Here is a 25,542-nt window from a genome sequence, read left to right as displayed (position 1 = left end):
GGGTTGCCTGTCCTGTTTTTAAGGTTTTTGAAACATGCGCGTTCTGATTGCCGAGCACGACTACCCCGTTTATACCCAATTGTTGCGCAAGGCTGTGCCTGAGCTGGACGTCTTGAGCAGCGGTGACTCTGCCGAGCTGTCGCGGATGGCCAGCGATTGCCCGGTCTGGCTGGGGCAGCCGGACCTGATGGCCAACCTGTTGCGTCAAGGCCACAAGCCTCAGTGGCTGCAATCTACCTGGGCGGGCATTAACCCGCTGTTGATGGGCGGCCTGTCGCGGGATTATCGCCTTACCCGCGCGGTGGGCATTTTCGGTCAGGTCATGGCCGAATTCGTGTTGACCTACATGCTTGGCCACGAACGAGAAGTGCTGGCGCGATTGATGAGCCAGGTCGAGCGCAAGTGGGACAACCGCACCGGGCAAAGTCTGGCGGGCCGCAAGGCGTTGATCGTCGGGGCCGGTGATATCGGCCAGCGCGTCGCGGAGTTCCTGCTGCCCTTCGGCGTACAGGTCTATGGCGTGGCATCTACTGCGCGCACCCAGGAGCCGTTCGTTGAGGTGGCCGCTCTGGCGGACATCGGACGTCTGGTCGGCGAGGTGGATTACGTCATCAATCTGCTGCCCAACACGCCCGAGACTCATGATCTTTACGACGCGAAGCTGTTTGCCAGCTTCAAGCCCACGGCGTTGTTCATCAACGTCGGGCGTGGCATTTCGGTGGTTGACGCAGATCTGGTCGAGGCATTGAGGGTGGGGCATCTGGCGGGCGCAGTGATTGACGTCTGTCGTCAGGAGCCGCTGCCGCAGCGCCATCCGTTCTGGACCGCCTACGGTCTGCTGTTGACCGGGCACAGCTCGGCGCCGACATCGCCGGTAGCCATGACCGAGCTGTTCGTGCATAACCTGAAAGCCTTTCAGGCCGGGGAAGCCTTGCGCGGGGAAGTGGATTTCTCGCGCGGCTATTGAGTTGACCGCTGGAGGGCCGACGCCCAAGGCGTCGGCCTTTCTGTTTCAGTCCGGGCAAAAAAACGGTTACAGCGAAAAATCACCTTCAGCTGCGAGTTCTGCCAACGGTTTGCGCGGGCTGGGTACTTCGCGACCTTGCAGGTATTCCGGCAGTGTCGACTTATCACCCAGCTTGCCGATCGCGATGGCAGCATGCACCGCGTAGCCTTCGGGAATATTCAGCGTCTTGCGCGTCAGGTCCTGATCGAAACCGGCCATGCCGTGGGTGTGCCAGCCGTCAAGACTGGCTTGAAGCGCCAGGTAACCCCACGCCGAACCGGTATCGAATGTGTGCCACAGGGCCGGGCTTTCTTCCGTTGCGCCGGGCGCGGTGAAGGTGGTTTTGGAAATCACGATCACCAAGGCAGCAGCATGTTGCGCCCAGCTGCGGTTGAACTCGTTCAGCAGACCCAGGTAGCGCTCCCAGTTCGGTGTGTCACGGCGCGCATACAGAAAACGCCAGGGTTGCGAGTTGTAGGCAGAAGGCGCCCAGCGCGCGGCTTCGAAAAAGCTCAGCAGCGTTTCCTGCTCAATGCCTTCACCGCTGAACGCGCGGGGCGACCAGCGTTCGGTGAATTGAGGGGCGATAGGGTGGTCAGCGATGCGAGGGTTTGTGCTCATGAGAATCCTTGATAACACTAAAGGTTGGGAAACGAGCGTGGCTGGATGGGCCGTGGTCGGCAGGCATCGTCCGAACGCGCTGAAAACGCGCTAACGCTACTGTTTTGCTTTCTGGCTGACAAGTCCCGGCTACCGACAGTCGCAAGTGCTTGGCCCGCACCCCGTGTACCTCTAGACTGGCGGCCTTTTCATTATCGATACCGTTGCTCGACTCATGGCCGCTAAAGTTGAACCGTTCTGGATTCGCAAGACCCTCGACCAGCTCAATATGCAAGAGTGGGAATCACTCTGTGACGGCTGCGGTTTGTGCTGCCTGCAAAAACTCGAAGATGAAGAGGACAACAGCGTTTATTACACGCGGATTGCCTGCAAGCTGTTGGACCTCAAGACCTGTCAGTGTTCCGACTATCCGAACCGAAAGGCGTCGGTGCCGGACTGCATTCAGCTGACGCCGGGTCAGGCTGACGAGTTCAAATGGCTGCCGCCGACCTGTGGCTATCGTCTGGTCAGCGAGGGGAAGGATTTGCCGCTTTGGCACCATCTGGTGTGCGGTGATCGCACTGCAGTGCATCATGAGCGTATCTCCCAGTCCGGCCGCATGCTCAGTGAGAGCACGGTGGCCGAAGACGACTGGGAGGATTACCTGATATTTCGCGCAGGTTGAACGCTTAGCTTAAACGACCGGCTTTGGCTCGGTCAGCGCATCAACGCTTTTGGCCGCGGCATCCTTGACGGCATTTTCAGCGTCGTCTTTCAGGTTGTTCAACTCGGCGCCAGCACGTTCGATGCTCGAACGGGCGCTTTGCAGATCGCTACGGCCTTTTTCCATCAGCGTCTTGGCGGCGCAATGACCGCTGATGCCGCGAGCCAGCGCTGCGCCACCGATGGCCAGCTGGATGAGGCCCAGAAAACCGCCACGGCGGATGCCTTTGCCCATGATCAGCACGCCGCCGGCCAGCGAGCCGATACGTTCCCAGCCGTTAACGTTCTGAGCGGGTTTTTGCTTGAGCAATTCAGGTGTGTCAATGCGTTCGATGCTCGGGGTGTCGCGCATGATGGCTCTCCATGAGGTTGTGGTGCGGAGGTAGTCTGTTGGAGCTTGGTTCAGAGAAACTGACTGCCCGCTGACAACACAGGTTCAATGCTTTTGTGTCAGTGGTCGCTCGACGGATCAATTTTTTCCCGACCAAATTGCGGACCCGAGCGCGTGTTGATGCCTTTGGCCATGCGATCGTAGAGCACGACGTTGACGGTGGCCGCCAGGTTCATGCAGCCCTCGGTCGGGATGTAGACCACGTCTTCGCACCAGTCTCGTATGTCCTGATCCAGCGAGCCGTCTTCCGGGCCGAAGATATACAGCGCCCGATCAGGATGCGTGTATTCGGGCAACGCACGGGCGCCTTCCACCAATTCGACAGCAACCGGAATACAGCCCAGTGGCAGGATGCTCTTGAGGTCTTCGATACCGATCAGTGGAATGTCCTGATGGACCTTCTTGGTGTCGGTGATGAAGTCCCGGGCGCGCTCATAGCGCTTGCCGGTATAGAACACCGACGCGACGCCGTAACAGCCCGCCGCCCGCATGACCGAACCGACGTTTTCCGGGGACTTGGGGTTGTAAAGACCGATGCAGGCATACCGTTTGTTGGCCACGGGGAGGGTGCTCTGTAGAAAACCGGGGATTATACGGCAGGGTTGCGGCAATGCCATTTGCATTTCCGCGGCTCAGAACCATACGCGCAGGCCCGCCACCAGCCGTGCTTCGGCAACATCGTCGCCTTCTTCGCGGGCGTAGTCGGCGGTATTGCCGTAGGACCGTTCCCAGGTCACGCCCACATACGGAGCGAATTGCGGGGTGACTTCATAGCGCAGCCTCAGGCCCAATTCGCTTGTCGAGAGGCCTGAGCCGTTGCCGCGTTGCGGATCGTTCTTGCCGAAGAAATTCAGTTCAGCAGTGGGTTGCAGCACCAGATTATTGGTCAGCAACAGGTCGTAGTCGGCTTCCAGACGCGCGGAGGTCTGCCCGGCCTCGCCTATAAAGGCAGTCGCTTCGACGTCAAGATCCGAAATCGCCTGGCCTTGCAGGCCGAAGGCTGCCCAGGTTTGCGGGGCGCCAGGTTTGAAGTCCTGACGTGCGCCAGCCACTACGTCCCACGACGAACTGACCGAGTGGCCCCAGAGCGCCTGGACTTCCGCCTCTTCGGTCTTGCCGTTGGTTCGCTCGCCTTCGGAGCGCAACAGCAGACGGTTGATATCGCCGCCGATCCAGCCGGACAGGTCCCAGGCCAGCGCACTGCCATCGTTGGCGTCCTGCCACTCCAGCTTGTCGGCCAGAAAGTAACTGTTGATGGTGTTGTCGTGAATCTGATGGCCTGCATGGCTGGTGTAGACAGCAGCACGATCGGCATCGGTGACGGGCGGGATCGGCGTTCTGCTTTGCGTTGCAGCGTTGCCGTTATCGCTGTCTGCGGCGTCCATCGGCATCGAGTGGCTGCCGTGATCCATACCTTCCATCTCGGCCGCCAGTGCTGGCGCCCAAGGGGCCATGACCAGACCTGCGGTCAACAGCAGGGCTGGCAGGCGAAGCAAATTGCGCGATCCATTCAACCTTGAAATCCTCATTCTTCCACCCGCACTTCGCGGAACATACCCATTTCCATGTGATACAGCATGTGACAGTGATAGGCCCAACGGCCGAGAACATCAGCGGTGACGCGATAAGTGCGACGTGAGCCGGGCGGCATGTCGATGGTGTGTTTGCGCACCTTGAACTGCCCGTGCTCGTCTTCCAGATCGCTCCACATGCCATGCAGGTGTATCGGGTGGTTCATCATCGTGTCGTTGACCAGCACGATGCGCACCCGTTCGCCATATTTGAGCGCAATGGGTTCAGCGTCGGAAAACTTCACGCCGTTGAACGACCAAGCGAATTTCTCCATGTGTCCGGTCAGGTGCAGCTCGATAGTGCGGCCTGGCTCGCGGCCGTCAGGGTCCTGGAACGTGCTGCGCAGGTCTGCATAGGTCAGGACTTTGCGCCCGTTGTCCCTGAGACCGATACCCGGATCGTCAAGCTTCGGCGAGGTGGTCACGGCTTGCATATCGACCAGCGGGTTGCCGCTTTCACTGTCCGGGTGCGATTGCAGGGCAGGAGTTGCCTGCATCGGCATGTTGCCATGGTCTATGCCCGGCATTGAGTCATGGCTCATGTTGCTGTGATCCATCGCCACCATGCCGATGTCGTTCATGCTCAACAGCGGGCGTGGGTCCAGGGGCGGGACGATGGCTTGCAGGCCAGGCTGACTGGTCAGCGTGCCGCGGGCATAGCCTGTGCGGTCCATTGACTGGGCGAACAGCGTGTAAGCGCCTTCAGCCGGTTCGACGATGACGTCGAAGGTTTCTGCCACCGCGATGCGCAATTCGTCGACGACGACTGGCTCGACGTAAAGGCCGTCGCTGGCGACCACGGTCATTTTCAGGCCCGGGATACGTACGTCGAAATAAGTCATCGACGAGCCGTTGATAAGCCGCAAGCGAATGCGTTCGCCGGCTTTGAACAGCCCGGTCCAGTTCATGTCGGGCGCCTGGCCATTCATCAGGTAGCTGTAGGTCGCGCCGCTGACGTCTGCCAGATCGGTCGGGTCCATTCCCATCTTTGCCCACATCGTGCTTTCGGACGTGGTCGCGCTCCAGCCTTTCTCGCTGACGTCGTGGATGAAGTCGCCGACGGTGCGCTTGTTATTGTTGTAGTAGTCCGATTGCTTCTTGAGCTTTTTCATCACCTGGGCCGGGTCTTCATCGGTCCAGTCACTGAGCATGACCACGTGTTCGCGCTCGTAGCTGAACGGCTCCGGTTCTTTGGCGTCGATCACCAGCGGCCCGTAAACACCGGATTGCTCCTGAAAGCCCGAGTGGCTGTGATACCAATAAGTACCGTTTTGTCTGACCTTGAAGCGGTAGACGTACAGGCCATCAGGCGCGATACCGTCAAAACTCAGCCCCGGAACGCCATCCATGTTGGCGGGCAGGATGATGCCGTGCCAGTGAATAGAGGTGCTTTCGTCGAGACGGTTTTTTACTCTCAGGGTGACAGTGTCGCCTTCACGCCAGCGCAACAGAGGGCCCGGAATGCCGCCATTGATGGTCAGTGCAGTTCTGGCCTTGCCGGTGATATTGACCGGGGTTTCGCCGATGGTCAGGTCGAACTCGGTGCCGGAGAGCCCGTCAGGCTGCCCAGGATTCGGGAGCGCCCATGCCGGGCTGCGCCAGAGCCCCAGGCCGCCGAGGACGCCGCTGGCGGCAAGCCCTTTCACAAAGGTTCGTCTTGAAGTTCGGGTGGGCATGGTGGGGTATCCGGTCAGTCTGTTCATTGCAGGCCCGCATGCGGGCTGCTTGCTCGGGGGAGTTCTGATGATGTTGGTCAGTCAGGAGGGAAGCTGGTGCAGGAGCTATCGTGGCAGGACAGTCATGAACGTATCCGAGTGCAGACCATTGCCTTCGCTGACAAGTCAGCTGCAACTTCGATATATGTCAGCCCGGTGACGGGTGCGTTGGGCTTGCCCCCTCATTCATTCGTCTTTTTTCATCAGCCCGGCCAGTGCGGCGAACGGGTTGTGGGTGGCCTTGGCGGTTTTCGGTGTGCTCAGCGAGCCGTCGGCGAAGTATTGCTGGTCGGTGTAACGCGAATGTTCGTTATCGTGGCAATACAGGCACAACAGCTCCCAGTTGGAGCCGTCCTGCGGGTTGTTGTCGTGATTATGGTCACGGTGATGCACGGTCAGTTCGCTGAGGCGTTTGCCGGCGAATTCACGTGCGCATCGGCCGCAGACGTGGGGGTACATGCGCAGCGCCTTGTCGCGATAACCCATTTCACGGTCGCGCTGGGCGTCGGCCAGGATGCGGTCCAGCTTGGCAGTATGGGAAGGAGGGTTGGCCGTGCTCATGGTGTCACCTGTGCGTTGTGCGCATTGAAAGCGGAATATCGGCAAGTTTAGCGCCACATGGGCAAACTCACACCTGCTGGGAGAGTAATTGACCGTCGACCATGCGCAAACGCTTGGACAATGAGATAGCCAGGGCTCGAATGATCTTGGCGGCGATCTTCGGCGCTTCGTCGAGCATCTTGTCCAGCGAGTCGCGCCCCAGATTCAACAATTGGCAATGGGTCGACGCAATGCAACTGGCCGAGCGGCGTTCGCCATCCAGCACCGCCATTTCGCCAAAGGCCCGGCCGCGACGCAAGACTGCGATTTCCACCTGCTGGCCATCACTGGCAAGCTTCTGCACGGACACGGCGCCCTGATGGATGATGCACATGAACGTCCCGGCATCGCCTTCGGCAAAGATGGTTTCGCCTTTCTCGATGTCGGTGATGCTGAAGTACCCGGCGATGGTGAAGAAGTCGCCTGGCAGCAGTGTGTCGAACAGGCCGCAATCCAGCAGCATGTCGCGAATGGCGTTGTTCAGGTTGGACAGTGGTTCTGACATGTTCGGTCTTGTAATCCTGACAAAGGGGCAACTCCGCTGCCCCCGATCCTAGTAAGACAGGCGTTTCACACCAAGTTCATTCGAAAATCTGCAATACCTTGAAGATAAAACCATACTCCAGTGCCACGTCGCGCAGGCCCTGGTAGCGACCGCTCATGCCGCCATGCCCGGCGCCCAGTTCGGTCTTGAGCAGCAGCAGATTGTCGTCAGTCTTGCGCTCGCGCAAACGAGCGACCCATTTGGCGGCCTCCCAGTACTGCACACGGCTGTCGTTGTAACCGGCAATCACCAGCATGGCCGGGTAGGCCTGAGCGCTGACATTTTCATACGGCGCGTAAGCCTTTATCCGCGCATAAACGTCGGGTTCCTGAGGGTTGCCCCATTCATCGTATTCGGTGACGGTCAGGGGCAGTTCAGGGTCGAGCATGGTGTTCAGTACATCCACGAACGGCACGTCGGCAATGGCCGCCTTGAACAACTCGGGGCGCTGATTGAGCACGGCGCCGATCAGCAGGCCACCGGCACTGCCACCGCTGATCACCAACTGTTCGGCGTTGGTGAGCCCTGCAGCGATCAAGTGTTCGGCGCAGGCAATGAAGTCGCCGAAGGTGTTCTGCTTGTGTTCCTGCTTGCCGTTGCGATACCAGGCCTCGCCCAGTTCGCCGCCGCCGCGCACATGGGCGATGGCAAACGCCACGCCACGGTCCAGCAGGCTCAGGCGTGCATGGGAAAACCACGGGTCGAGGCTTTCGCCGTAGGCGCCGTAGCCATACAGGTACAGCGGGGTTGTCTTGCCGACCAGTTCGCGCTTGACCACCAGGCTGATCGGCACCTGAGTACCGTCACTGGCCGTGGCCCACAAACGCTGGCTGACGTAGGCGTCGGCGTCAAAAGTGCCCAACACCGGGGTTTCCTTGAGCACCACTTGGTCGCCGGTCGCCAGTGCCAGCTGGCGCACCTGTGCCGGACGGTTCAGTGACTGATAGCGAAGGCGAATTCTGTCGCTGTCAAACTCGAGCGTGTCCTGCACGTAGAGGCTGTAGGCAGCGTCCGGCAGCTGCACGCGATAAGCCGGCAGGTCCTGCGGGCGCACCTCGATGACCGGCAAGCCGCCTTCACGCAGGCTGAGGCTGATGCCGTTCGCGTTGAGACTGACACCTTCGAGCATCACCTGCTCGTCGTGAGCAACCAGCGTTTGCCAGTCATCGCGTACCGGTACGCCATCGGCTTTTTCTGCCGCGTGATACAGCGCGAAGTTGATGCCGCTCTGATTGCTGCGGATGAACCAGCCCCAGACACCATCGAGCAGGCCGTGATCAGGATAATATTCGTGACCTTCCTCGCGTGGCGCGAGACAAATGAAGTCCTGCTCGGGATGGTCGGCATCGAGCACCCAGGCTTCGCTGGTGGTCTTGCTGTTGAGCAGGATGACCAGTTGGCGTTCGGAGCTGGTACGGAAGCAGTGCAGGAAGAATCGGCCGTCCGGTTCGTCGAAGACCAACTCTGCCGACGCGTGGCCAAGTGTGTAGCGATGCAGCTTGCCCGGGCGATGGGTGTCGTCCAGTTCGCCGAAAAACAGTGTCTGGCTGTCGTTGGCCCAAGTCATGCTGCCGTCGCAGTTTTCAAATGGCAGGCTGCTGATCTCGCCTGTGCTCAGTTCCTTGACGAACAGCTGATAGACCTCATCGCCGCTGGTGTCCAGGCTATAGGCCAGGCGCTGGTGGTCAGGGCTGATGCTGAACGCGCCTAGCGAGAAGAAGCCGCCATTGGCCATTGCGTTAGGGTCCAGCAGCAGCTCTTCGCGACTTTCATCCACGGTGTTGGAATCGTCGGCCGGGCGCGGGCAGCGATAGTGGCGGGCGTACTCGTCGCCTTCGGTGGTACGCGTGTAATACAGGTACGGCCCCCAAGGGGAGGGCAGCGACAGATCGGTTTCCAGAATACGGCCCTTGATCTCCTGAAACAGGTTTTCGCGCAGCGCGGCCTGGTCCGCCAATTGTTGTTCCTGCCAGGCGTTTTCGGCCTTGAGGTAGTCGAGCACCTCGTCGGTGTCGCGATTCTGCAGCCAGGCGTAGGGATCGGAGCCGTCGGCCTTGCGAGCAATCGGGGCGCTGGAGGTTGCATTCGAAAAGGACATGCTGGTCTCTCTGTAAAGGCATCGATAACGAAAATATCGGTACACGCTGAACTGATTACTGAAGCGAGGCAAGCCGCGTCAGGCAAAAGCCGTTATCATAAGCGCCTCTCTACCTGCCTTACCACGGACGTCATGACCGAAAACGACTATCTGATCGCCTGGAGCGTCTACGCCTTCGCCGCATTGGGTTGCCTGCTGGTGTGGTTCCTGATGACCCGCTGGATGTGGCGGTATCTCAAGGAGCCGCTGCTGGTGGCCGTCGCGGTGCTGCTGTTCACGCCGACCATGGTCGACCCTGTCAAGGATGCGATGGCTCCGGCCATCGCAATCACCGCGCTCGACCTTATGTTCAAGGTTGGCAGCAACGTCTGGGCCGCCGTGTCGGATCTGGCCATGTATGGCATGTTCGCGTTCTGTGCGTACCTGCTGTTTGTGCTGATCCGCTGGCCGATCGAACGCAGCCGCAAGGCGCGTCAACCGCAGCCGGTTGCTCAGCCGGTCGAAACAGACCCCGCTGACGAACCGTTTGCCGAGGACGACTCGTTTGCCCGCAGAACCTCTGCGCCCCTTCCTCCGGCCAGAGGCTCGCGGGTAGAGCCGCGGTTGTAGATCCCGCTTCGCCGGCAGCGCCGCTGTGTGCGGCGCATGACCCGCCGCAAACGTCTTGAAGCGAGAACCTGAGCATGTGTGAACTACTGGGCATGAGTGCCAATGTCCCGACCGATATCGTTTTCAGCTTTACCGGGCTGATGCAACGTGGCGGCCGCACCGGCCCGCATCGCGATGGCTGGGGCATTGCGTTCTACGAAGGACGTGGCCTGCGCCTGTTTCAGGACCCCGCCGCCAGCAGCGAATCCGAAGTCGCGCAGCTGGTGCAGCGTTATCCCATCAAAAGCGAAGTCGTGATTGGCCATATTCGTCAGGCCAACGTCGGCAAGGTCAGCCTGTCCAACACTCATCCTTTCGTGCGCGAACTCTGGGGCCGCAACTGGTGCTTTGCGCACAACGGCCAGTTGGCGGACTTCAGGCCTGGCGTTACGTTTTATCGGCCGGTCGGCGACACAGACAGCGAGGCAGCATTCTGTGATTTGCTCAATCGTGTCCGTGAAGCGTTTCCGGAGCCGGTCGACATCGAAGAATTACTGCCATCGCTGATCCAGGCCTGCACTGAATACCGTCGTAAAGGCGTGTTCAATTGCCTGTTGAGCGACGGCGACTGGCTGTTCTGCTTTTGCAGTACCAAACTGGCGCATATCACACGACGCGCACCGTTCGGTCCTGCCAGGCTGAAGGACGTCGATGTGATCGTCGACTTTCAGGCAGAGACTACGCCACACGATGTTGTAACCGTCATCGCAACCGAGCCGTTGACCGAGAACGAAAACTGGAACCGCTACGAGCCGGGTCAGTGGAGTCTCTGGCGCAAAGGCGAGTGCGTGGTTCAGGGAACTGTCGAGACAACAGCGCTTTAACGGTGTCTACCCAGGCACACCGGATAAATGGAAAAGAGGGATATTGATGCTGCGAAGTTATCTGCGATTGGTCCTGTTCACAACGGGCCTGCTGTTCGGGGTACAGATCCCCGGCTTTATCAGTGATTACAGCAAGCGTGTCGAAGCGCATCTGATCGAGGCGCAACAGGCGGTCAAAGGCTACAGCGCCACTGCGCAGCAGTTCTTCAAGGGTGATATACAGGCGCTGATTCAGCACTATCGCAGCAGTGAAGACCCTGTTTTTCGTGCTGATGCAGACAACATCGATACCTTGATGACCCGTACTCACATTCTTGAACGCCAATGGCTTGGGCTGCAGGGGGCCTGGTACTCCAAGGCCATCTTCGTGGCAACTTCTGCCGATCCGGATATTCGTCGCGAAACCTTCAACGGTTACACGTGGCAAGTCCTGCTGGCTCCGGAAGTGATCGCCTGGGGCATCATCACTGCATTGCTACTGGCGCTGGCGATTGAAAGCGTCGTTCTGCTGCTCGGCTGGGTGGTCAGTGGCGGACGACGCAAGCCGCAACTCGCGAGAGACCGTCACTGACCGCTGACAGGTGTTACAACACTGCCGGGCAGCTCATATGACTGCCCGTGTTTCGTTACGCAGATAGGCGAGCACTGTTTCGGGAGCGTTCCACATCAGCACATCGACTATCGAGAGGTTTTCGAAGAAGGTGTATGGCCCGGTGGAATAACTGAATGACGCATGTTCGAGAAACCTCAGTTCCACGCCGCGTTCCTGCCATTCTTCAGGGATGAATATGTCGCGTCCCCCGGCTGCGTTGATGTACTGGCGCGCCTCCAGCAGCGTGCTGATTTCCAGCGCCCATTGGCCGGCATGCTTTATCGGTGGCAGATCAAGCTGCAGCGTAGAACAGCGTTCCCAGTCGAAATTCATGCCCAGATAATCGCAGACCACTTTCAGGGAGCGTGTATTTATATCGCACAGGTGTGTGGCCGGTGTGCCGAGAGTCAGGTCAATCAGGTTCAGGGTTTCCTGAAAGTAGGGCGCTTTGTGCCGGTAATGCTCAAGCTGATGCCTGATTTTATGATGCGTCATGGCAAGGTCGGTCAGCGTGGCGTCCTTGATCAGCGTTCCCTCGCTGGCGCACACCGGCACAGTGATGTGTTGCCAGCCACCTTTGCCGTCCAGCACCCGATTGCGGTTCATCCAGCTCTTGCGTTTGTATTTGACGATGTCAAAGACAATGCCGCGCTGGACGGCCGCAATCAGCTGGAAATAGCCGATGTAGGGGAAAAAATAAGGCTGCATGATGCCAAGCGTTTCGTTCATGAGTCGTCCGCTGCGTGGCGACGGCGGGTCAGGCAAAACGATGGAGTTACTGCAAAACTGTCTACTCGATCAGCGCATGTCCGTCTGATGGGGTGTCTGGAATGTGTGAGCGTAGCTCATGACTCTGCAAATGGCCGAACCGATGCACAGGTTGTACGGACTTTGGCCGCCAGGCCCGTACAACCGTCAATGCGCCGTTATTTCGCCAGGTAACGCATGCCTTCTTCCAGCCCGCGCAGGGTCAACGGGTACATCTGACCTTCAACCAGATCGCGCACGACATGGGTGGAAGTGGTGTACTCCCAAGCATCCTTGGGGTACGGGTTAATCCAGATGATCTTCTTGAACTTGGCCATGAAGCGCTGCATCCACACGTAACCCGGCTCTTCGTTCCAGTGTTCGACACTGCCCCCAGGCTGGGTAATCTCGTAGGGCGCCATCGAGGCGTCGCCGATGAAAATGACTTTGTAGTCTGCGCCATATTTATGCAGCAGGTCCTGCGTGGAGGTCCGCTCAGAGCCGCGGCGCAAGTTGTTCTTCCACACCGATTCATAGATGAAGTTATGGAAGTAGAAATACTCCATGTGCTTGAACTCGGTCTTGCATGCCGAAAACAGTTCCTCGCATACCTTGATGTGTGCGTCCATCGAGCCACCGATGTCGAACAGCAGCAACAGTTTGATGGTGTTACGTCGCTCGGGGCGCATCTGGATGTTCAGAAGGCCTGCGTCGCGTGCGGTGTGGTCGATGGTGCCATCGATATCCAGCTCGTCTGCGGCGCCCTGGCGGGCGAATTTGCGCAGACGACGCAGCGCGACCTTGATGTTGCGGGTGCCCAGTTCAACCTGATCATCGAGGTTCTTGTACTCACGCTGATCCCAGACCTTGACAGCCTTGCCCTTGCGTTCACCGGCATCGCCCACCCGGATGCCTTCCGGATTGTAACCGCCCGAACCAAAAGGGCTGGTGCCACCGGTGCCGATCCATTTGTTGCCGCCGGCGTGACGTTCTTTCTGTTCTTCCAGACGTTTCTTGAACTCCTCGATGAGTTTGTCGAGACCGCCGAGCGACTGGATCTGTGCGCGTTCTTCGTCGCTCAGTGAGCGCTCGAACTCCTTGCGCAGCCAGTCTTCCGGAATAAGCGCCTGCAAATGATCGTCGAGTTTTTCCAGACCGTTGAAATACGCACCGAAGGCGCGATCGAACTTGTCGAAATGACGCTCGTCCTTGACCAGAATCGTGCGCGCCAAAAAGTAGAACTCATCTATGTCGGCAAAGATTACCCGCTGTTTCAGGGCGTTGATCAGGTCCAGAAGCTCGCGCAGGGACACTGGCACCTTGGCCGCACGCATTTCGTTGAACAGGTTGAGCAGCATGGCTGTCGCCCTTTTTGGTAACAGGATGGATAAAGGCGATCAACGATTGCCGCGACGGCTCATGAACGCCAGACGCTCCAACAGGTGCACATCCTGCTCGTTCTTGACCAGCGCACCGGCCAGTGGCGGAATTGCTTTGGTCGGGTCGCGCTCGCGCAATACAGCTTCGCCGATGTTGTCGGCCATCAACAACTTCAGCCAGTCCACCAGTTCGGACGTCGAAGGTTTCTTCTTCAGACCTGGCACTTTGCGCACATCGAAGAACACGTCCAGGGCTTCGCTGACCAGGTCTTTCTTGATGTCCGGATAATGGACATCGACGATGCGTTGCAGGGTGGCGCGGTCCGGGAAGGCGATGTAGTGGAAGAAGCAGCGGCGCAGGAAAGCGTCCGGCAGTTCCTTTTCGTTGTTGGAGGTAATGATGATGATCGGGCGCTGCTTTGCCTTGATCGTCTCATTGGTCTCGTAAACGTAGAACTCCATCTTGTCGAGTTCCTGCAGCAGGTCGTTGGGGAACTCGATATCGGCCTTGTCGATCTCGTCGATCAGCAGAATTACCCGTTCTTCGGACTCGAAGGCTTCCCAGAGCTTGCCCTTTTTCAGATAATTGCGCACATCGTGAACCTTGTCGACGCCCAGCTGCGAGTCGCGCAGACGGCTCACGGCATCGTATTCGTAAAGGCCCTGATGCGCCTTGGTGGTGGACTTGATGTGCCAGGTGATCAACCGTGCGCCGAAAGACTCTGCCAGTTGTTCGGCCAGCATGGTCTTGCCGGTGCCAGGCTCACCCTTGACCAGCAACGGACGCTCCAGCGTGATCGCCGCGTTGACCGCCAGCTTGAGATCGTCAGTGGCAACGTAGGCCGGAGTACCTTCGAACTTCATGATCCATCCTTTTCGCGTGGTCGCGCTTGGCCTGTTGGCACGCGTACCGTAATAGAAGCAAGCAATGCCAGGACTATAACTTGGCTGCCCGATGGCTGTGAACGTTGACGCCTCATTCAGTTTTTGAATGGGGCGTCACGCTGTGACCGGGCCTGGATGGCGCCGCTGTATCGCTGCTCAGGAGCCCTTGCTATTTTCATACCGCGCATTAAACGCCTGGACAAATGCGTTGCGCAGGATCTGCAAAAAGGCCTGGAAGCCGCTGATGTCTTGCTGATGGACGCTGCCGCTGAGGTCGACACGGGTGGCGAACTGGTTCTCGCGCTGGTTTTTCAGCACGGTTTCGCTGGTGCCGACAAGTGCTTCCCAGACCGAGCGGAAAATGCCTTTGTCCTTGTTTTCAACATCCTGGTGCCAGTTGAAGACATCAACGTTGCGCAGCAAGGGCTTGATGTAACCCGTCAACTGGCCTTTATCGGCCTGTGCTTCAATCACAATATCGCCATCACCGGCGTTGAAGTCGAACTTGCCGTAGGCCGATGAAAAGTCATTGAGCTTCTTGAGCTGGATGCCGGTGGCGCGCAGGCGGAAGTCGAAATCCTCGAAGTTGCTGAACGGGTCGAACCTGGCCGTACTTTCCAGATCGGCGTGGCCCAGCAGGCGCGCCTTGCCCTTGAACTCGGCATCGCGATTGCCTTCGACGTCCACCACGTTGGTGAGGTTGTAAAAACTGGCATTGACCTGGTCAGCGTCGATTTTCACTTTGGGCGTCGAATTGAAGTTGTTGAATGTGACGCGTCCATTGTTGATTCGCAATTCGTTGAGGGTGATCGGCAACAGCTTATCCAGTTGGGTACGCCAGTCGGTGCCCTGACCGGTCTGGGACGCTTGCTTGTTGTTGCCGCCGTCGACGAAGTTGATCTGCGGGTCTGTGAACAAGGCTTTCGCCACCACTGCATGATCGTTCCAGAGCGAGTTCCAGCTGACAGCCAGTTCGATCATGGGCGCATCGACAAATGGCACTGGAACCTTGCCATCGGTCTTGACGATCTTCAGCCCTTTGATCCGGTAGGCGCCGCGCCACAGTGCCAGGTCCACGTCGCTGATCTGCCCCCGGTAATCACCCATGTCGGCGAGCTTGTCGTTGAGATAGTCGCGCACCAGGTACGGCAGGGCGATATTGATGGCGATCAGCAAGACGACCAAGGCGGCCATTGTCCATAGCGGCCAGCTGTAGCGACGTTTCATGACATGCGTCTCCTGTTTCAATGAGAGGATTGACTGCGCGCGCAGTCATACGTTCGGTCGGACTGGACGCCCATTGGATGGGGGCATAGGCTTTGGGTCTTTAACCGATGTGCACAAGGACACCATCATGAGTCGTATCTACGCGGATAACGCCCATTCCATCGGCAATACGCCACTGGTGCAGATCAACCGTCTCGCGCCGCGTGGTGTCACGATTCTGGCCAAGATAGAAGGGCGTAATCCAGGTTATTCCGTCAAGTGCCGTATCGGCGCCAACATGATCTGGGACGCCGAAAGCAGCGGCAAGCTCAAGCCCGGCATGACCATTGTCGAACCCACGTCGGGCAATACCGGGATCGGTCTGGCGTTTGTAGCTGCCGCCCGTGGTTACAAACTGATGCTGACCATGCCGGCCTCCATGAGTATAGAGCGTCGCAAGGTGCTCAAGGCGCTGGGCGCTGAGCTGGTGCTGACCGAAGCTGCCAAAGGGATGAAAGGTGCAATTGCCAGGGCCGAGGAGTTGCTGGCGGGCGGTCCCGAAAAGTATTTCATGCCTGCGCAATTCGAGAACCCGGCCAACCCGGCCATTCATGAGAAAACCACCGGTCCGGAAATCTGGTCCGACACCGACGGCACCATTGACGTGTTGGTGGCCGGGGTTGGCACCGGCGGCACTATCACTGGCATTTCCCGGTACATCAAACACACCGCAGGCAAGCCGATCCTTTCGGTTGCGGTCGAACCGGACAGTTCACCGATCATCACCCAGGCGATGGCCGGCGAAGCGATCACGCCCAGCCCCCACAAGATTCAGGGGATTGGCGCGGGCTTCATCCCGAAAAACCTCGACCTGTCGATTGTCGATCGGGTCGAGCGTGTGACCGACGAGGAGTCCAAGGCGATGGCCCGGCGTCTGATGCAGGAGGAGGGAATTCTCTGCGGTATATCCTGCGGCGCTGCGATGGCGGCTGCCGTCCGTCTGGCCGAGAAGCCGGAAATGCAGGGCAAAACGATTGTCGTGATCTTGCCGGACTCCGGCGAGCGTTACCTGTCAAGCATGCTGTTCAGCGACCTGTTCACCGAGCAGGAGTTGTCGCAGTAACACTTCTTCGAAGGTGTGTGCTTCATGCGGGCAACGCAAGGGTTTATGATGGCCAGCTTGCCAGTCGCCGGGTGGGGTCTCTGCCTGCACGGCGCCTGCGGTCCTTTGTTCAATATCATGCATCACTGCTGCCTGCGTGACGTTCGGCGTTACTCGCCCGCTTCAAGGAGAGCTTCATGACCCTTTCATTTGTTGCCAAGGCATCGATCCTGATGCTGTTTCTCGGCAGCACGCTATATGTTCACCTGCGTGGGCGCGCGCGGCTGCCTTTGTTGCGGCAGTTCGTCAATCATTCGGCACTGTTTGCGCCTTACAACGCGCTTATGTACCTGTTTTCCAGAGTGCCGTCCGAACCGTATCTGGACCGCAGCAAGTTTCCTGAACTCGACATTCTCAAGGACAACTGGGAAACCATTCGCGACGAAGCCATGCACTTGTTCGACGAAGGCTACATACGTGCGGCCGAGAAGAACAACGATGCCGGTTTCGGCTCGTTCTTCAAGAAGGGCTGGAAGCGTTTCTACCTGAAATGGTACGACAAGGCGTTGCCGTCTGCCGAAGCGCTGTGCCCGAAGACTGTCGAGCTGGTCAACAGCATTCCCAACGTCAAAGGCGCGATGTTTGCGCTGTTGCCGGGTGACAGCCACCTTAACCCGCACCGCGACCCGTTTGCCGGTTCGTTGCGTTATCACCTGGGCCTGTCCACGCCCAACTCGGATGCCTGCCGGATTTTCGTCGACGGCAAGGAGTACGCGTGGCGCGACGGCCAGGACGTGATGTTCGACGAGACTTACGTGCATTGGGTCAAGAATGAAACCACTCAGACCCGGGTGATTCTGTTCTGCGATATCGAACGCCCACTGACCAACCGTTTCATGACGCGCGTCAACCGCGGCGTCAGTGCGTTTCTGGGGCGTGCAACAGCACCTCAGAACCTCGATGACGAGCGTGTCGGCGGGATCAATCAGGCGTATGCGTTCAGCAAGCGTTTCAGCGACGGCTTCAGTGGCAAGGTCAAGCAGTTCAAGCGCGCCAACCCCAAGGCATATCGCGTGCTGCGCCCGGTGTTGGCGGTCCTCGTACTGACATTGCTGGGTTACTGGCTGTTCGGTTGATCTTCTGATGTATCGGGTTGCTTGCCGCTTGGGCGGGCAACCCTTATCCCTTCCTTAATCCAGATTCACATGCCGACTCAACAGCGCTCGCAATGCGGCAGGCTTGACCGGCTTGGGCAGATAATCGAGCCCGGCGGCATGCACCTGGGCGATCAGCTCCGGTCGACCGTCGGCGCTGATGAGTACGCCGGGTACTGGCTGACCCAGACGGGTGCGTAACCAGGCCATCAGTTCAGTGCCGGTTTCACCCTCATCCAGGTGGTAATCCACCAGCGCAATCTGCGGCCTCATGCCGTTGTTCAACAGCACCTTGCATTCCTGGCGGTTACGAGCAGTCCAGACCTGACAGCCCCAGCGCGACAGCAGGCTGTTCATGCCGATCAGGATGCTGTCTTCATTATCGATGCACAGCACTTGCGTACCGTTCAGCGCAGGCCGGCTGATGTCTGCCTGAGTGGCAGGGATCGGTGCCTGAGCGATGGCCAGTGGCACGCTTACGCTGAACACGCTGCCTTTACCGGTCCACGAACGCACCTGCAAAGGGTGCTCGAGAATGCGGCACAAACCATCCGCAATCGCCAGCCCCAGGCCCAACCCCTTGGCTGCGTGGGTCTTGTGGCTGTCGAGGCGTTTGAATTCCTCGAATATCACAGTGCGCTTGTCCTCGGGTATGCCCGGACCGCGATCCCATACTTCAAGGCTCAGGCTGTCACCATGGCGCCTGACGCCCAGCAGGACAGGGCCTTTGGCGTAGCGAAACGCATTGGTCAGGAAGTTCTGCAGAACGCGACGCAGCAGCTTGATATCACTGTCGACGCGCAGTGAACTGCCCCTGACACGGAACGCCAAACCTTGCTCGCCGGCCAGCGCCTTGAACTCGGCGCCCAGCGTGTCGAACAGCGCATTCAGCGGGAACGGCTGGCGATCCGGCGTGATCTTGCCGTTTTCAAGGCGGGAAATGTCCAGCAGGTCGCTGATCAAGTCTTCGGCGGAGCGCAATGAACTGTCCAGATGCTGGACCAACTGCTGAGCGTCTTTGGCGAGACCGTCCTGTTGATGGGACAGCGCTGCGGAAAACAGCCGTGCAGCGTTCAAGGGTTGCATCAGATCGTGGCTGACCGCCGCCAGAAAACGGGTTTTCGATTCGTTGGCGGCTTCAGCCGTGCCCTTGGCGTCGGTCAATGCCTGATTGAGTTGCGACAGCTCGTGGGTGCGCGCTGCGACGCGCTGCTCTAGGCTTTCGTTGACGCCCTTGAGCGCCTGCTCTGCGGCGCGAAACTCGGTAATGTCGGTAAAGCTCATGACGAAGCCGCCGCCCGGCATCGGGTTGCCGATCAGCTCGATCACCTGACCGTTGGGGAACAGCCGCTCCGAGGTGTGGGCACGGCCCTGGCGCATCCAGTGCAGGCGTCGTGCGACGTGGACTTCCGCTTCGCCTCGCCCGCACAGTCCACGTTCGGCGTTGTAGCGGATGATGTCGGCAATCGGCCTGCCCACGCCGATCAAGCCTTCCGGGTAATTAAACAGCTCAAGGTAGCGACGATTCCACGCTACCAGTCTCAACGACTGATCGACCACGCTGATGCCCTGGGTGATGTTCTCGATGGCACCTTGCAGCAGCGCGCGGTTGAATTGCAGCACCTCGGAGGCCTCGTCGGCGATGCGCACCACGTCTTCAAGTTGCATCTCGCGGCCTTCGATAGCCGCTTTTACCACTGCGCGTGTCGAAGAGGTGCCCAGTACGCCTGCCAGCAGCCGTTCGGTATGGGCGATCCAGTCGCCGTCGGCGTTCTGGCTGGGGTTGAAGCGCTTGCCTTGCCGGTCGGCAAAACGGACGAAGCTCTGTCGTGCCCGGTCCTCGCCGACAAAACGTGCTGAAAGACTGAGCAGGTCCTCGATCTGCACCGCCAGCAGCGGCCGGCTGTAATCTCGCCCCTGAGTTTCCTGGCCGATGAAGCGGCCCGCCTGCCAGTGCTCGGTTACCCGCGTGCGTGACAGCATCGAGACCCAGGCGAACAGTGTGCAGTTGCCCGCCATCGACAGCACAACGCCTTGGGTCATGGGCGAGATGGGCAGATTCAGCGGGTTATTGTGCAGCCAATCCAGCAGCGGAAAACTGCTCAGTGACCAGCCCATGCCGTGCGCGGCGACTGGCAGCACCAGGGTGTAGAACCAGATGAAAATCCCGGCTGCCAGACCCGCGAACACGCCTCGGCGATTGGCCTGCTTCCAGTACAGCGCGCCGAACATGGCCGGCGCCAACTGTGTAATTGCCGCAAAGGCGATCTGGCCGATGGTCGCCAGGCTGGCGGTCGACCCCAGCATCCGGTAACTGACATAGGCCAGCAGCAGTATCATCACGATGCTGATGCGTCTGACCGAGAGCATCCAGTGACGAAACGCTTCGAACGGCCGCTCGGTGTTTTTGCGCCGCAGCAGCCACGGCAGCAGCATGTCATTGGAGATCATCGTCGACAGAGCCACGCAGGCCACGATCACCATGCCGGTGGCCGCCGAAGCACCGCCGATGAAGGCCAGCAGAGCCAGTGACGGGTGCGCGTGCGCCAGCGGCAGGCTGATCACGAACGAGTCCGGCAGCATGGAGTCAGGCAGCAGCATCTGTCCGGCCAGCGCAATCGGCACTACAAACAGGGCCGCCAGCGCCAGATAGGCCGGGAACACCCATTTGGCGAGATTGAGGTCTTGAGGCTCGATGTTCTCTACCACGGTCACGTGAAACTGCCGGGGCAGGCAGACAATCGCCATCATCGCAACGCCGGTCTGCACGAACATCGACGGCCAGTTGATCGTATCCTGCCAGTATTCCTCAAGGCGCGGCGCGAGCTTGGCCTGATTGAACAGGTCATCGAAACCGTCATACAGGCCGAACGTCACGAACACACCGACCGCCATGAACGCGAACAGCTTGACCAGTGCTTCAAAGGCGATTGCCAGCACCATGCCACGGTGGTGTTCGGTGACATCCAGGTTGCGTGCGCCAAAGACAATGGTGAACAGTGCCAGAATCAGCGACACCACCAGCGCCGTATCCTGAGCGCGCGTGCCGGTCGAGTCGGCGACTGCGCCGATCAGGATATTCACGCCAAGTACGATGCCTTTCAGTTGCAGCGCAATGTACGGCAGCATGCCGATCAGGCAGATCAGAGCCACCATCACTGCCAGTGACTGCGATTTGCCATAGCGCGCGGCGATGAAGTCGGCAATTGAGGTGATGTTTTCCTGCTTGCTGATCAGGACCATTTTTTGCAGCACCCAGGGCGCCAGGACCATCAGCACGATCGGCCCCAGATAAATCGGCAGGAACGACCATAGCTGCTCGGCGGCCTGACCGACTGCGCCAAAGAACGTCCAGCTGGTGCAGTAGACCGCCAGCGACAGGCTGTATACCCAGGCGCGCATCGTCGGGCGCAGTGAAGCGCTGTACCGATCACCATAAAAGGCAATGGCGAACATGATGGCCATATAGGACAAGGCGACGGCCGCAATCAGCCCGCTGGACAGCGACATTTCAAATTCCACACCGTATCGACAGCACGCAGTCTCGCACGATGCACACGGTTCGTCTTTGTCGACCAAGGTCGAGCGTGGCAGGGTGTCGCAGCGGTCTCTCGAACGCCTGCTGTGAAGGGGAAGGGCGCCAGGTGATGTGTAAAAGGAAATGTCCTATCGACATTCACTGAAGTTACGTCTTCAATGTGCCTCGGATTGGCGGTTGCGTCAGTTCGCCCCAGCCTCTCAGGACCATGGACGATGAGCCAACAGTCGCAATTCAGCTTGCTCGGGAAACGTCGTTTCCTGCCATTTTTCATCACGCAGTCCCTCGGCGCGTTCAATGACAATATCTTCAAGCAGTCATTGATTCTCGCCATCCTTTACAAGCTGAGCATCGACGGGGATCGCTCGATCTACGTCAACCTGTGTGCCTTGCTGTTCATTCTGCCGTTCTTCCTGTTTTCGGCACTGGCCGGGCAGTTCGGCGAGAAGTACCCCAAAGACAAGCTGATCCGCATCATCAAGTTCGGCGAGATCGTCATCATGACGGTCGGCGCTGCAGGTTTTCTGTTCAATCATCTTGAGCTGATGCTGGCGGCACTGTTTGCGATGGGCACGCATTCTGCGCTGTTCGGGCCGGTCAAGTATTCGATTCTGCCGCAGCACCTGCGTGAGAGTGAGCTGGTTGGCGGCAACGCGCTGGTCGAGATGGGGACGTTCCTGGCGATCCTTGCCGGCACCATCAGTGCGGGGGTGATGATGTCTTCCTTGCACTACGGCTGGATCGTCTCGGCGGCGATTGTGCTGGTGGCATGCCTTGGGTTCATTGCCAGTTTCGGCATCCCGAGCGCCTCTGCCGCTTCGCCCGAGATGAAGCTCAACTGGAACATCTTTACCCAGTCCTGGGCGACCTTGCGGATGGGTTTGAAGCAAACTCCTGCCGTATCGCGTTCGATTGTCGGTAACTCGTGGTTCTGGTTCGTCGGTGCTATTTACCTGACGCAGATCCCGGCCTATGCCAAAGAGTGGATGTACGGGGATGAAACAGTCGTCACCCTGATCCTTACTGTGTTTTCCATCGGTATTGCATTGGGCTCGTTGCTCTGCGAGCGCTTGTCCGGGCACAAGGTCGAGATCGGTCTGGTGCCGTTCGGCTCGATGGGCCTGACGATTTTCGGTCTATTGTTGTGGTGGCATTCGGGCGGTTTCCCGCAAAACGTGCAGGCCAACGACTGGCTGGCAATACTTTCCTACGGGCAGGGCTGGCTGGTGCTGTTCGACATTCTGGGCATCGGCGTGTTCGGCGGCTTTTATATCGTGCCGCTGTACGCACTGATCCAGTCAAGAACCCCGGTCAAGGAGCGGTCACGAGTCATTGCGGCCAACAATATTCTCAATGCGCTGTTCATGGTGATCTCGGCGATCGTCTCGATCCTGCTGCTGAGCTTTGCCAAGCTGTCGATTCCGCAGCTGTTCCTGGCGGTCTCGCTGATGAATATCGCGGTGAACATCTACATCTTCAAAATTGTCCCCGAGTTCACCATGCGCTTCATGATCTGGCTGCTTGGCCATTCCATGTACCGCGTCGAACACCGTGACCTGAACCGGATTCCAGACGAAGGTGCGGCGCTGCTGGTCTGCAACCATGTTTCCTTCGTCGACGCGCTGTTGATTGCCGGGGCGGTGAGGCGGCCAATCCGGTTTGTCATGTATTACAAGATCTACCAGTTGCCGGTGCTCAACTTCATCTTCCGCACCGCGGGGACCATTCCGATTGCCGGGCGCAACGAAGACATGGAAATCTACGAGCAATCGTTCAAGCGGATCGCCCAGTACCTCGCTGAGGGTGAGCTGGTGTGCATCTTCCCGGAAGGCAAGCTGACCACCGATGGCGAAATCAACGGTTTCAAAAGCGGCATGAGCCGTATCATCGAGGAAACCCCGGTGCCGGTGATCCCGATGGCGCTGCAGGGGTTATGGGGCAGCTTCTTCAGCCGCGACCCCAGCAAGACGTTGTTTCGACGCCTGTGGTCGCGCGTGGTGCTGGTCGCCGGTTCGCCTATTGCCGCAGATGTTGCAACGCCGGTGGATGTGCGCGAAGCGGTCAAAGCGCTGAGAGGGGCAGTGCAGTAGTAGCTGCACTGGCCTGAATGTTGTAACGCTGTGCGTCGCCCTCGGGCGACGCACACGTATCAAAGGCCCGGCTTGTCGTCTTCTTCCGGCATCTTCCTGAAATACGTCGACAGCAATGCACCGGAAATATTGTGCCAGACGCTGAACAGCGCGCTTGGCACTGCCGCCAGTGGCGAGAAGTGTGCGCTGGCCAGTGCTGCCCCCAGGCCTGAGTTCTGCATGCCGACTTCCAGTGCCAGTGACTTGCGTTGCGGCAGTGGCAGTTTGAACACCTTGCCGGTGAAGTAACCCAGCAGAAAGCCGAAGGTATTGTGCAGGATTACCACGGCCATGATCAGCAGGCCGGATTCGGCGATTTTCGCCTGACTGACCGCGACTACGGCGCAGACGATCATCACGATGCTCACTACCGACACCAGTGGCAGAACGTCCACGGCGTAACGGACCCGCGCGCCCAGCAATCGCTGGGCGACCACGCCCAATACAATCGGCAGCATGACCAGTTGCAGGATCGACCAGAACATATCGAGGAAGGACACCGGCAGCCACGCCGACGCCAGCAACCAGATCAGGGTCGGGGTCAGCAGCGGGGCGAGCAGGGTGGTGACTGCAGCGATTGCCACCGCCAGCGCCAGATCACCCTTTGCCAGCCAGGCCATGACGTTGGATGAAGTGCCGCTCGGGCAGCAACCGACCAGAATCACACCCACGGCGATTTCCGGCGGCAGTTGAAACACCTGACACAGCAACCACGCCACGCCGGGCATGATCACAAAATGCGCGATCACGCCCAGTGCCACGCGCCAGGGGTTACGCGCAACTTCAGAGAAATCTTCGAGTTTCAGGGTCAGGCCCATGCCGAACATGACTAGCCCCAGCAGCGGCACAATCCAGCTTTTCAGGCCGATGAAGACCTGCGGGAACAGAAACGCCAGGATGGCGAACAGCAGCACCCAATAAGCAAAGGTATTACCGACAAACCGACTCAAGGCTGCCAACGCACGCATGGCTCGTTCCTTCCTGTTTGAATAGTTGGTGTGAAATGAATGCGCCGTCTGAAAAGACGGCGCGGTGTTTCAGGCATCAAGGTTCGAAGCAACCGCGAGCGGGTATCAGATCCCTTGCGGAATTTCTTCGCCGCCCAGTGCTTCGAACAACTCCGGCAGAAACTCGCCGAAGGTCAGCATCATCAAGGTGAAACTGGCGTCGAGCTGGCCCAGCGCCTCATCGCCGCCGTCCTGTTCAGCCTGATCTTGCAGCAGGTCTTCGAACTTCAGGCGCTTGACCACCAGTTTGTCGTCCATCACGAACGACAGCTTGTCCTGCCAGGCCAGCGACAGCTGGGTGACGACCTTGCCGGTGTTCAGGTGCAACTGGATCTCGTCGCTGGTCAGGTCCTGACGCTTGCAACGCACAATGCCGCCATCTTCATGGGTGTCGCGCAGTTCGCATTCGTCCAGCACAAAGAAGTTGTCCGCCGCTTTCTGGGTCTTGACCCAGTCGGTCATGGTCGCGCTTGGCGAAACCTTGACGGTCAGCGGACGTACCGGCAGTGAGCCGATGACTTCACGCAGGGTCGACAGCAGGTCTTCCGCGCGTTTCGGGCTGGACGCGTTGACCAGGATCAGACCCTGTTTCGGCGCAATGGCGGCAAAGGTCGCGGAGCGGCGTATAAAAGCACGCGGCAGGAAGGCCTGGATGATTTCATCCTTGAGCTGATCGCGTTCCTTTTTATAGACCTTGCGCATCTGCTCGGCTTCGATCTCGTCGACCTTTTCCTTGAGCGCGTCGCGTACGACGCTGCCCGGCAGAATGCGCTCTTCCTTGCGTGCGGCGATCAGCATGAAGTCCTGGCTGATGTGTACCAATGGAGCGTCTTCGCCTTTGCCGAACGGAGCGACGAAACCATAGGTGGCCACCTCCTGGCTGGCGCAAGCACGGGCCGGTTTGGTCGCCAGTGCTGTCTCCAGCGCTTCGGCATCAAAAGGCACGTCTTGGGTCAGGCGATAGACAAGCAGGTTTTTGAACCACATGAGGTGAATCTCTCTTTCTATACAAAGGCGGGCATTATTCGCTCCTAAGCTGCTTCGGCCAACCCTGCACAGCGCGTTTGTAAGCCTTTGGAAGGA

The 25,542-nt window shown here is 58.9% G+C and carries 23 protein-coding genes; 8 read left to right on the top strand and 15 right to left on the bottom strand.

Annotated elements, in window-relative coordinates; genetic code table 11:
• The first annotated feature begins 34 nt into the window (after window positions 1-34).
• Entirely contained in the window at window positions 35-967 is a 933-nt protein-coding gene (locus tag I9H09_RS17085; protein ID WP_024669485.1) for a D-2-hydroxyacid dehydrogenase, read from the top strand.
• Between the two features lie 66 nt (window positions 968-1,033).
• Here the strand turns inward: I9H09_RS17085 and I9H09_RS17080 are convergent, their stop codons facing one another.
• Window positions 1,034-1,627: a nitroreductase family protein gene (locus I9H09_RS17080; protein ID WP_024669486.1), complete on the bottom strand. Its 594-nt coding sequence runs from the start codon at window positions 1,625-1,627 to the stop codon at window positions 1,034-1,036.
• 214 nt (window positions 1,628-1,841) lie between these two features.
• Here I9H09_RS17080 and I9H09_RS17075 point away from each other — a divergent pair, with 214 nt between their 5' ends.
• The gene (locus I9H09_RS17075; protein ID WP_122346358.1) at window positions 1,842-2,291 is read left to right on the top strand and encodes a YcgN family cysteine cluster protein; all 450 of its coding nucleotides are present in this window, start codon (window positions 1,842-1,844) and stop codon (window positions 2,289-2,291) included.
• A gap of 9 nt (window positions 2,292-2,300) precedes the next feature.
• Here the strand turns inward: I9H09_RS17075 and I9H09_RS17070 are convergent, their stop codons facing one another.
• The 7 genes from I9H09_RS17070 to I9H09_RS17040 all read right to left on the bottom strand — a co-directional run bounded on the left by I9H09_RS17070 (window position 2,301) and on the right by I9H09_RS17040 (window position 9,248).
• Window positions 2,301-2,681, bottom strand: a complete 381-nt coding sequence (locus I9H09_RS17070) for a YgaP family membrane protein (protein ID WP_122346357.1) — start codon at window positions 2,679-2,681, stop codon at window positions 2,301-2,303.
• A 98-nt stretch (window positions 2,682-2,779) separates the two neighbouring features.
• The gene (locus tag I9H09_RS17065; protein WP_024689924.1) at window positions 2,780-3,280 is read right to left on the bottom strand and encodes an RNA methyltransferase; all 501 of its coding nucleotides are present in this window, start codon (window positions 3,278-3,280) and stop codon (window positions 2,780-2,782) included.
• Window positions 3,281-3,352: 72 nt separating this feature from the next.
• Window positions 3,353-4,234 carry a copper resistance protein B gene (locus I9H09_RS17060; RefSeq protein WP_183136855.1) on the bottom strand — a complete coding sequence of 294 codons (882 nt, stop codon included), beginning with the start codon at window positions 4,232-4,234 and terminating at the stop codon, window positions 3,353-3,355.
• Between the two features lie 11 nt (window positions 4,235-4,245).
• Complete coding sequence (locus I9H09_RS17055) at window positions 4,246-5,967, bottom strand: copper resistance system multicopper oxidase (protein ID WP_122323805.1); 1,722 nt, start codon at window positions 5,965-5,967, stop codon at window positions 4,246-4,248.
• A 225-nt stretch (window positions 5,968-6,192) separates the two neighbouring features.
• Entirely contained in the window at window positions 6,193-6,567 is a 375-nt protein-coding gene (locus I9H09_RS17050) for a YajD family HNH nuclease (RefSeq protein WP_002552611.1), read from the bottom strand.
• A gap of 67 nt (window positions 6,568-6,634) precedes the next feature.
• Complete coding sequence (locus tag I9H09_RS17045) at window positions 6,635-7,111, bottom strand: cyclic nucleotide-binding domain-containing protein (RefSeq protein ID WP_005892125.1); 477 nt, start codon at window positions 7,109-7,111, stop codon at window positions 6,635-6,637.
• A gap of 76 nt (window positions 7,112-7,187) precedes the next feature.
• Window positions 7,188-9,248, bottom strand: a complete 2,061-nt coding sequence (locus tag I9H09_RS17040) for a S9 family peptidase (protein ID WP_122346356.1) — start codon at window positions 9,246-9,248, stop codon at window positions 7,188-7,190.
• 132 nt (window positions 9,249-9,380) lie between these two features.
• On the opposite strand from I9H09_RS17040, the gene I9H09_RS17035 reads away from it, so the two are divergent.
• The 3 genes from I9H09_RS17035 to I9H09_RS17025 all read left to right on the top strand — a co-directional run bounded on the left by I9H09_RS17035 (window position 9,381) and on the right by I9H09_RS17025 (window position 11,291).
• The gene (locus I9H09_RS17035; protein WP_005892128.1) at window positions 9,381-9,857 is read left to right on the top strand and encodes a hypothetical protein; all 477 of its coding nucleotides are present in this window, start codon (window positions 9,381-9,383) and stop codon (window positions 9,855-9,857) included.
• A gap of 74 nt (window positions 9,858-9,931) precedes the next feature.
• Window positions 9,932-10,720: a class II glutamine amidotransferase gene (locus I9H09_RS17030; RefSeq protein ID WP_024669492.1), complete on the top strand. Its 789-nt coding sequence runs from the start codon at window positions 9,932-9,934 to the stop codon at window positions 10,718-10,720.
• A gap of 46 nt (window positions 10,721-10,766) precedes the next feature.
• Window positions 10,767-11,291 (top strand): DUF2937 family protein, encoded by a 525-nt coding sequence (locus I9H09_RS17025; protein WP_054991085.1) that lies wholly within the window; start codon window positions 10,767-10,769, stop codon window positions 11,289-11,291.
• A gap of 33 nt (window positions 11,292-11,324) precedes the next feature.
• Here I9H09_RS17025 and I9H09_RS17020 read toward each other — a convergent pair whose 3' ends face one another.
• The 4 genes from I9H09_RS17020 to I9H09_RS17005 form a co-directional block, all read right to left on the bottom strand.
• Window positions 11,325-12,041, bottom strand: a complete 717-nt coding sequence (locus I9H09_RS17020; RefSeq protein WP_005892133.1) for a WbqC family protein — start codon at window positions 12,039-12,041, stop codon at window positions 11,325-11,327.
• Between the two features lie 197 nt (window positions 12,042-12,238).
• Window positions 12,239-13,417: a vWA domain-containing protein gene (locus tag I9H09_RS17015; protein ID WP_122323793.1), complete on the bottom strand. Its 1,179-nt coding sequence runs from the start codon at window positions 13,415-13,417 to the stop codon at window positions 12,239-12,241.
• A 39-nt stretch (window positions 13,418-13,456) separates the two neighbouring features.
• The gene (locus I9H09_RS17010; protein WP_005892136.1) at window positions 13,457-14,302 is read right to left on the bottom strand and encodes an AAA family ATPase; all 846 of its coding nucleotides are present in this window, start codon (window positions 14,300-14,302) and stop codon (window positions 13,457-13,459) included.
• A gap of 177 nt (window positions 14,303-14,479) precedes the next feature.
• On the bottom strand, window positions 14,480-15,550 hold the full coding sequence (locus I9H09_RS17005; protein WP_236502425.1) for a DUF748 domain-containing protein: 1,071 nt from the start codon (window positions 15,548-15,550) through the stop codon (window positions 14,480-14,482).
• 127 nt (window positions 15,551-15,677) lie between these two features.
• Between I9H09_RS17005 and cysK the strand changes: the two genes are divergently transcribed.
• Together cysK and I9H09_RS16995 are read left to right on the top strand one after the other, a co-directional pair.
• Entirely contained in the window at window positions 15,678-16,652 is a 975-nt protein-coding gene (gene cysK / locus I9H09_RS17000) for a cysteine synthase A (RefSeq protein ID WP_122347438.1), read from the top strand.
• 176 nt (window positions 16,653-16,828) lie between these two features.
• On the top strand, window positions 16,829-17,767 hold the full coding sequence (locus tag I9H09_RS16995) for an aspartyl/asparaginyl beta-hydroxylase domain-containing protein (protein ID WP_054991083.1): 939 nt from the start codon (window positions 16,829-16,831) through the stop codon (window positions 17,765-17,767).
• Window positions 17,768-17,821: 54 nt separating this feature from the next.
• On the opposite strand, the gene I9H09_RS16990 is transcribed toward I9H09_RS16995, so the two are convergent.
• Window positions 17,822-21,295, bottom strand: coding sequence for a hybrid sensor histidine kinase/response regulator (locus tag I9H09_RS16990; protein ID WP_122347437.1), 3,474 nt, complete (start codon window positions 21,293-21,295; stop codon window positions 17,822-17,824).
• Window positions 21,296-21,538: 243 nt separating this feature from the next.
• Here I9H09_RS16990 and I9H09_RS16985 point away from each other — a divergent pair, with 243 nt between their 5' ends.
• On the top strand, window positions 21,539-23,413 hold the full coding sequence (locus I9H09_RS16985; protein ID WP_024689936.1) for an MFS transporter: 1,875 nt from the start codon (window positions 21,539-21,541) through the stop codon (window positions 23,411-23,413).
• Window positions 23,414-23,472: 59 nt separating this feature from the next.
• Here the strand turns inward: I9H09_RS16985 and I9H09_RS16980 are convergent, their stop codons facing one another.
• Together I9H09_RS16980 and rdgC are read right to left on the bottom strand one after the other, a co-directional pair.
• Window positions 23,473-24,420, bottom strand: coding sequence for a bile acid:sodium symporter family protein (locus I9H09_RS16980; RefSeq protein WP_024669497.1), 948 nt, complete (start codon window positions 24,418-24,420; stop codon window positions 23,473-23,475).
• A gap of 105 nt (window positions 24,421-24,525) precedes the next feature.
• Window positions 24,526-25,446, bottom strand: coding sequence for a recombination-associated protein RdgC (gene rdgC, locus I9H09_RS16975; protein WP_236502424.1), 921 nt, complete (start codon window positions 25,444-25,446; stop codon window positions 24,526-24,528).
• Window positions 25,447-25,542: the final 96 nt, after the last annotated feature.

Origin of the sequence: Pseudomonas tremae (genome assembly GCF_023278125.1) — a bacterium.
GTDB lineage: Bacteria > Pseudomonadota > Gammaproteobacteria > Pseudomonadales > Pseudomonadaceae > Aquipseudomonas > Aquipseudomonas tremae.
Note: the sequence above shows the minus strand (reverse complement) of the source record. Positions and strands in the feature narration are given on the sequence as shown.

Excerpts from the sequence above, each read along its gene's own strand:
- I9H09_RS17085 (WP_024669485.1), top strand. The coding sequence starts at position 35 with ATGCGCGTTCTGATTGCCGAGCACGACTACCCCGTTTATACCCAATTG.
- I9H09_RS17080 (WP_024669486.1), bottom strand. The coding sequence starts at position 1,627 with ATGAGCACAAACCCTCGCATCGCTGACCACCCTATCGCCCCTCAATTC.
- I9H09_RS17075 (WP_122346358.1), top strand. The coding sequence starts at position 1,842 with ATGGCCGCTAAAGTTGAACCGTTCTGGATTCGCAAGACCCTCGACCAG.
- I9H09_RS17070 (WP_122346357.1), bottom strand. The coding sequence starts at position 2,681 with ATGCGCGACACCCCGAGCATCGAACGCATTGACACACCTGAATTGCTC.
- I9H09_RS17055 (WP_122323805.1), bottom strand. The coding sequence starts at position 5,967 with ATGCCCACCCGAACTTCAAGACGAACCTTTGTGAAAGGGCTTGCCGCC.
- I9H09_RS17050 (WP_002552611.1), bottom strand. The coding sequence starts at position 6,567 with ATGAGCACGGCCAACCCTCCTTCCCATACTGCCAAGCTGGACCGCATC.
- I9H09_RS17045 (WP_005892125.1), bottom strand. The coding sequence starts at position 7,111 with ATGTCAGAACCACTGTCCAACCTGAACAACGCCATTCGCGACATGCTG.
- I9H09_RS17040 (WP_122346356.1), bottom strand. The coding sequence starts at position 9,248 with ATGTCCTTTTCGAATGCAACCTCCAGCGCCCCGATTGCTCGCAAGGCC.
- I9H09_RS17035 (WP_005892128.1), top strand. The coding sequence starts at position 9,381 with ATGACCGAAAACGACTATCTGATCGCCTGGAGCGTCTACGCCTTCGCC.
- I9H09_RS17030 (WP_024669492.1), top strand. The coding sequence starts at position 9,932 with ATGTGTGAACTACTGGGCATGAGTGCCAATGTCCCGACCGATATCGTT.
- I9H09_RS17025 (WP_054991085.1), top strand. The coding sequence starts at position 10,767 with ATGCTGCGAAGTTATCTGCGATTGGTCCTGTTCACAACGGGCCTGCTG.
- I9H09_RS17020 (WP_005892133.1), bottom strand. The coding sequence starts at position 12,041 with ATGAACGAAACGCTTGGCATCATGCAGCCTTATTTTTTCCCCTACATC.
- I9H09_RS17015 (WP_122323793.1), bottom strand. The coding sequence starts at position 13,417 with ATGCTGCTCAACCTGTTCAACGAAATGCGTGCGGCCAAGGTGCCAGTG.
- I9H09_RS17010 (WP_005892136.1), bottom strand. The coding sequence starts at position 14,302 with ATGAAGTTCGAAGGTACTCCGGCCTACGTTGCCACTGACGATCTCAAG.
- I9H09_RS17005 (WP_236502425.1), bottom strand. The coding sequence starts at position 15,550 with ATGAAACGTCGCTACAGCTGGCCGCTATGGACAATGGCCGCCTTGGTC.
- cysK (WP_122347438.1), top strand. The coding sequence starts at position 15,678 with ATGAGTCGTATCTACGCGGATAACGCCCATTCCATCGGCAATACGCCA.
- I9H09_RS16995 (WP_054991083.1), top strand. The coding sequence starts at position 16,829 with ATGACCCTTTCATTTGTTGCCAAGGCATCGATCCTGATGCTGTTTCTC.
- I9H09_RS16990 (WP_122347437.1), bottom strand. The coding sequence starts at position 21,295 with ATGTCGCTGTCCAGCGGGCTGATTGCGGCCGTCGCCTTGTCCTATATG.
- I9H09_RS16985 (WP_024689936.1), top strand. The coding sequence starts at position 21,539 with ATGAGCCAACAGTCGCAATTCAGCTTGCTCGGGAAACGTCGTTTCCTG.
- I9H09_RS16980 (WP_024669497.1), bottom strand. The coding sequence starts at position 24,420 with ATGCGTGCGTTGGCAGCCTTGAGTCGGTTTGTCGGTAATACCTTTGCT.
- rdgC (WP_236502424.1), bottom strand. The coding sequence starts at position 25,446 with ATGTGGTTCAAAAACCTGCTTGTCTATCGCCTGACCCAAGACGTGCCT.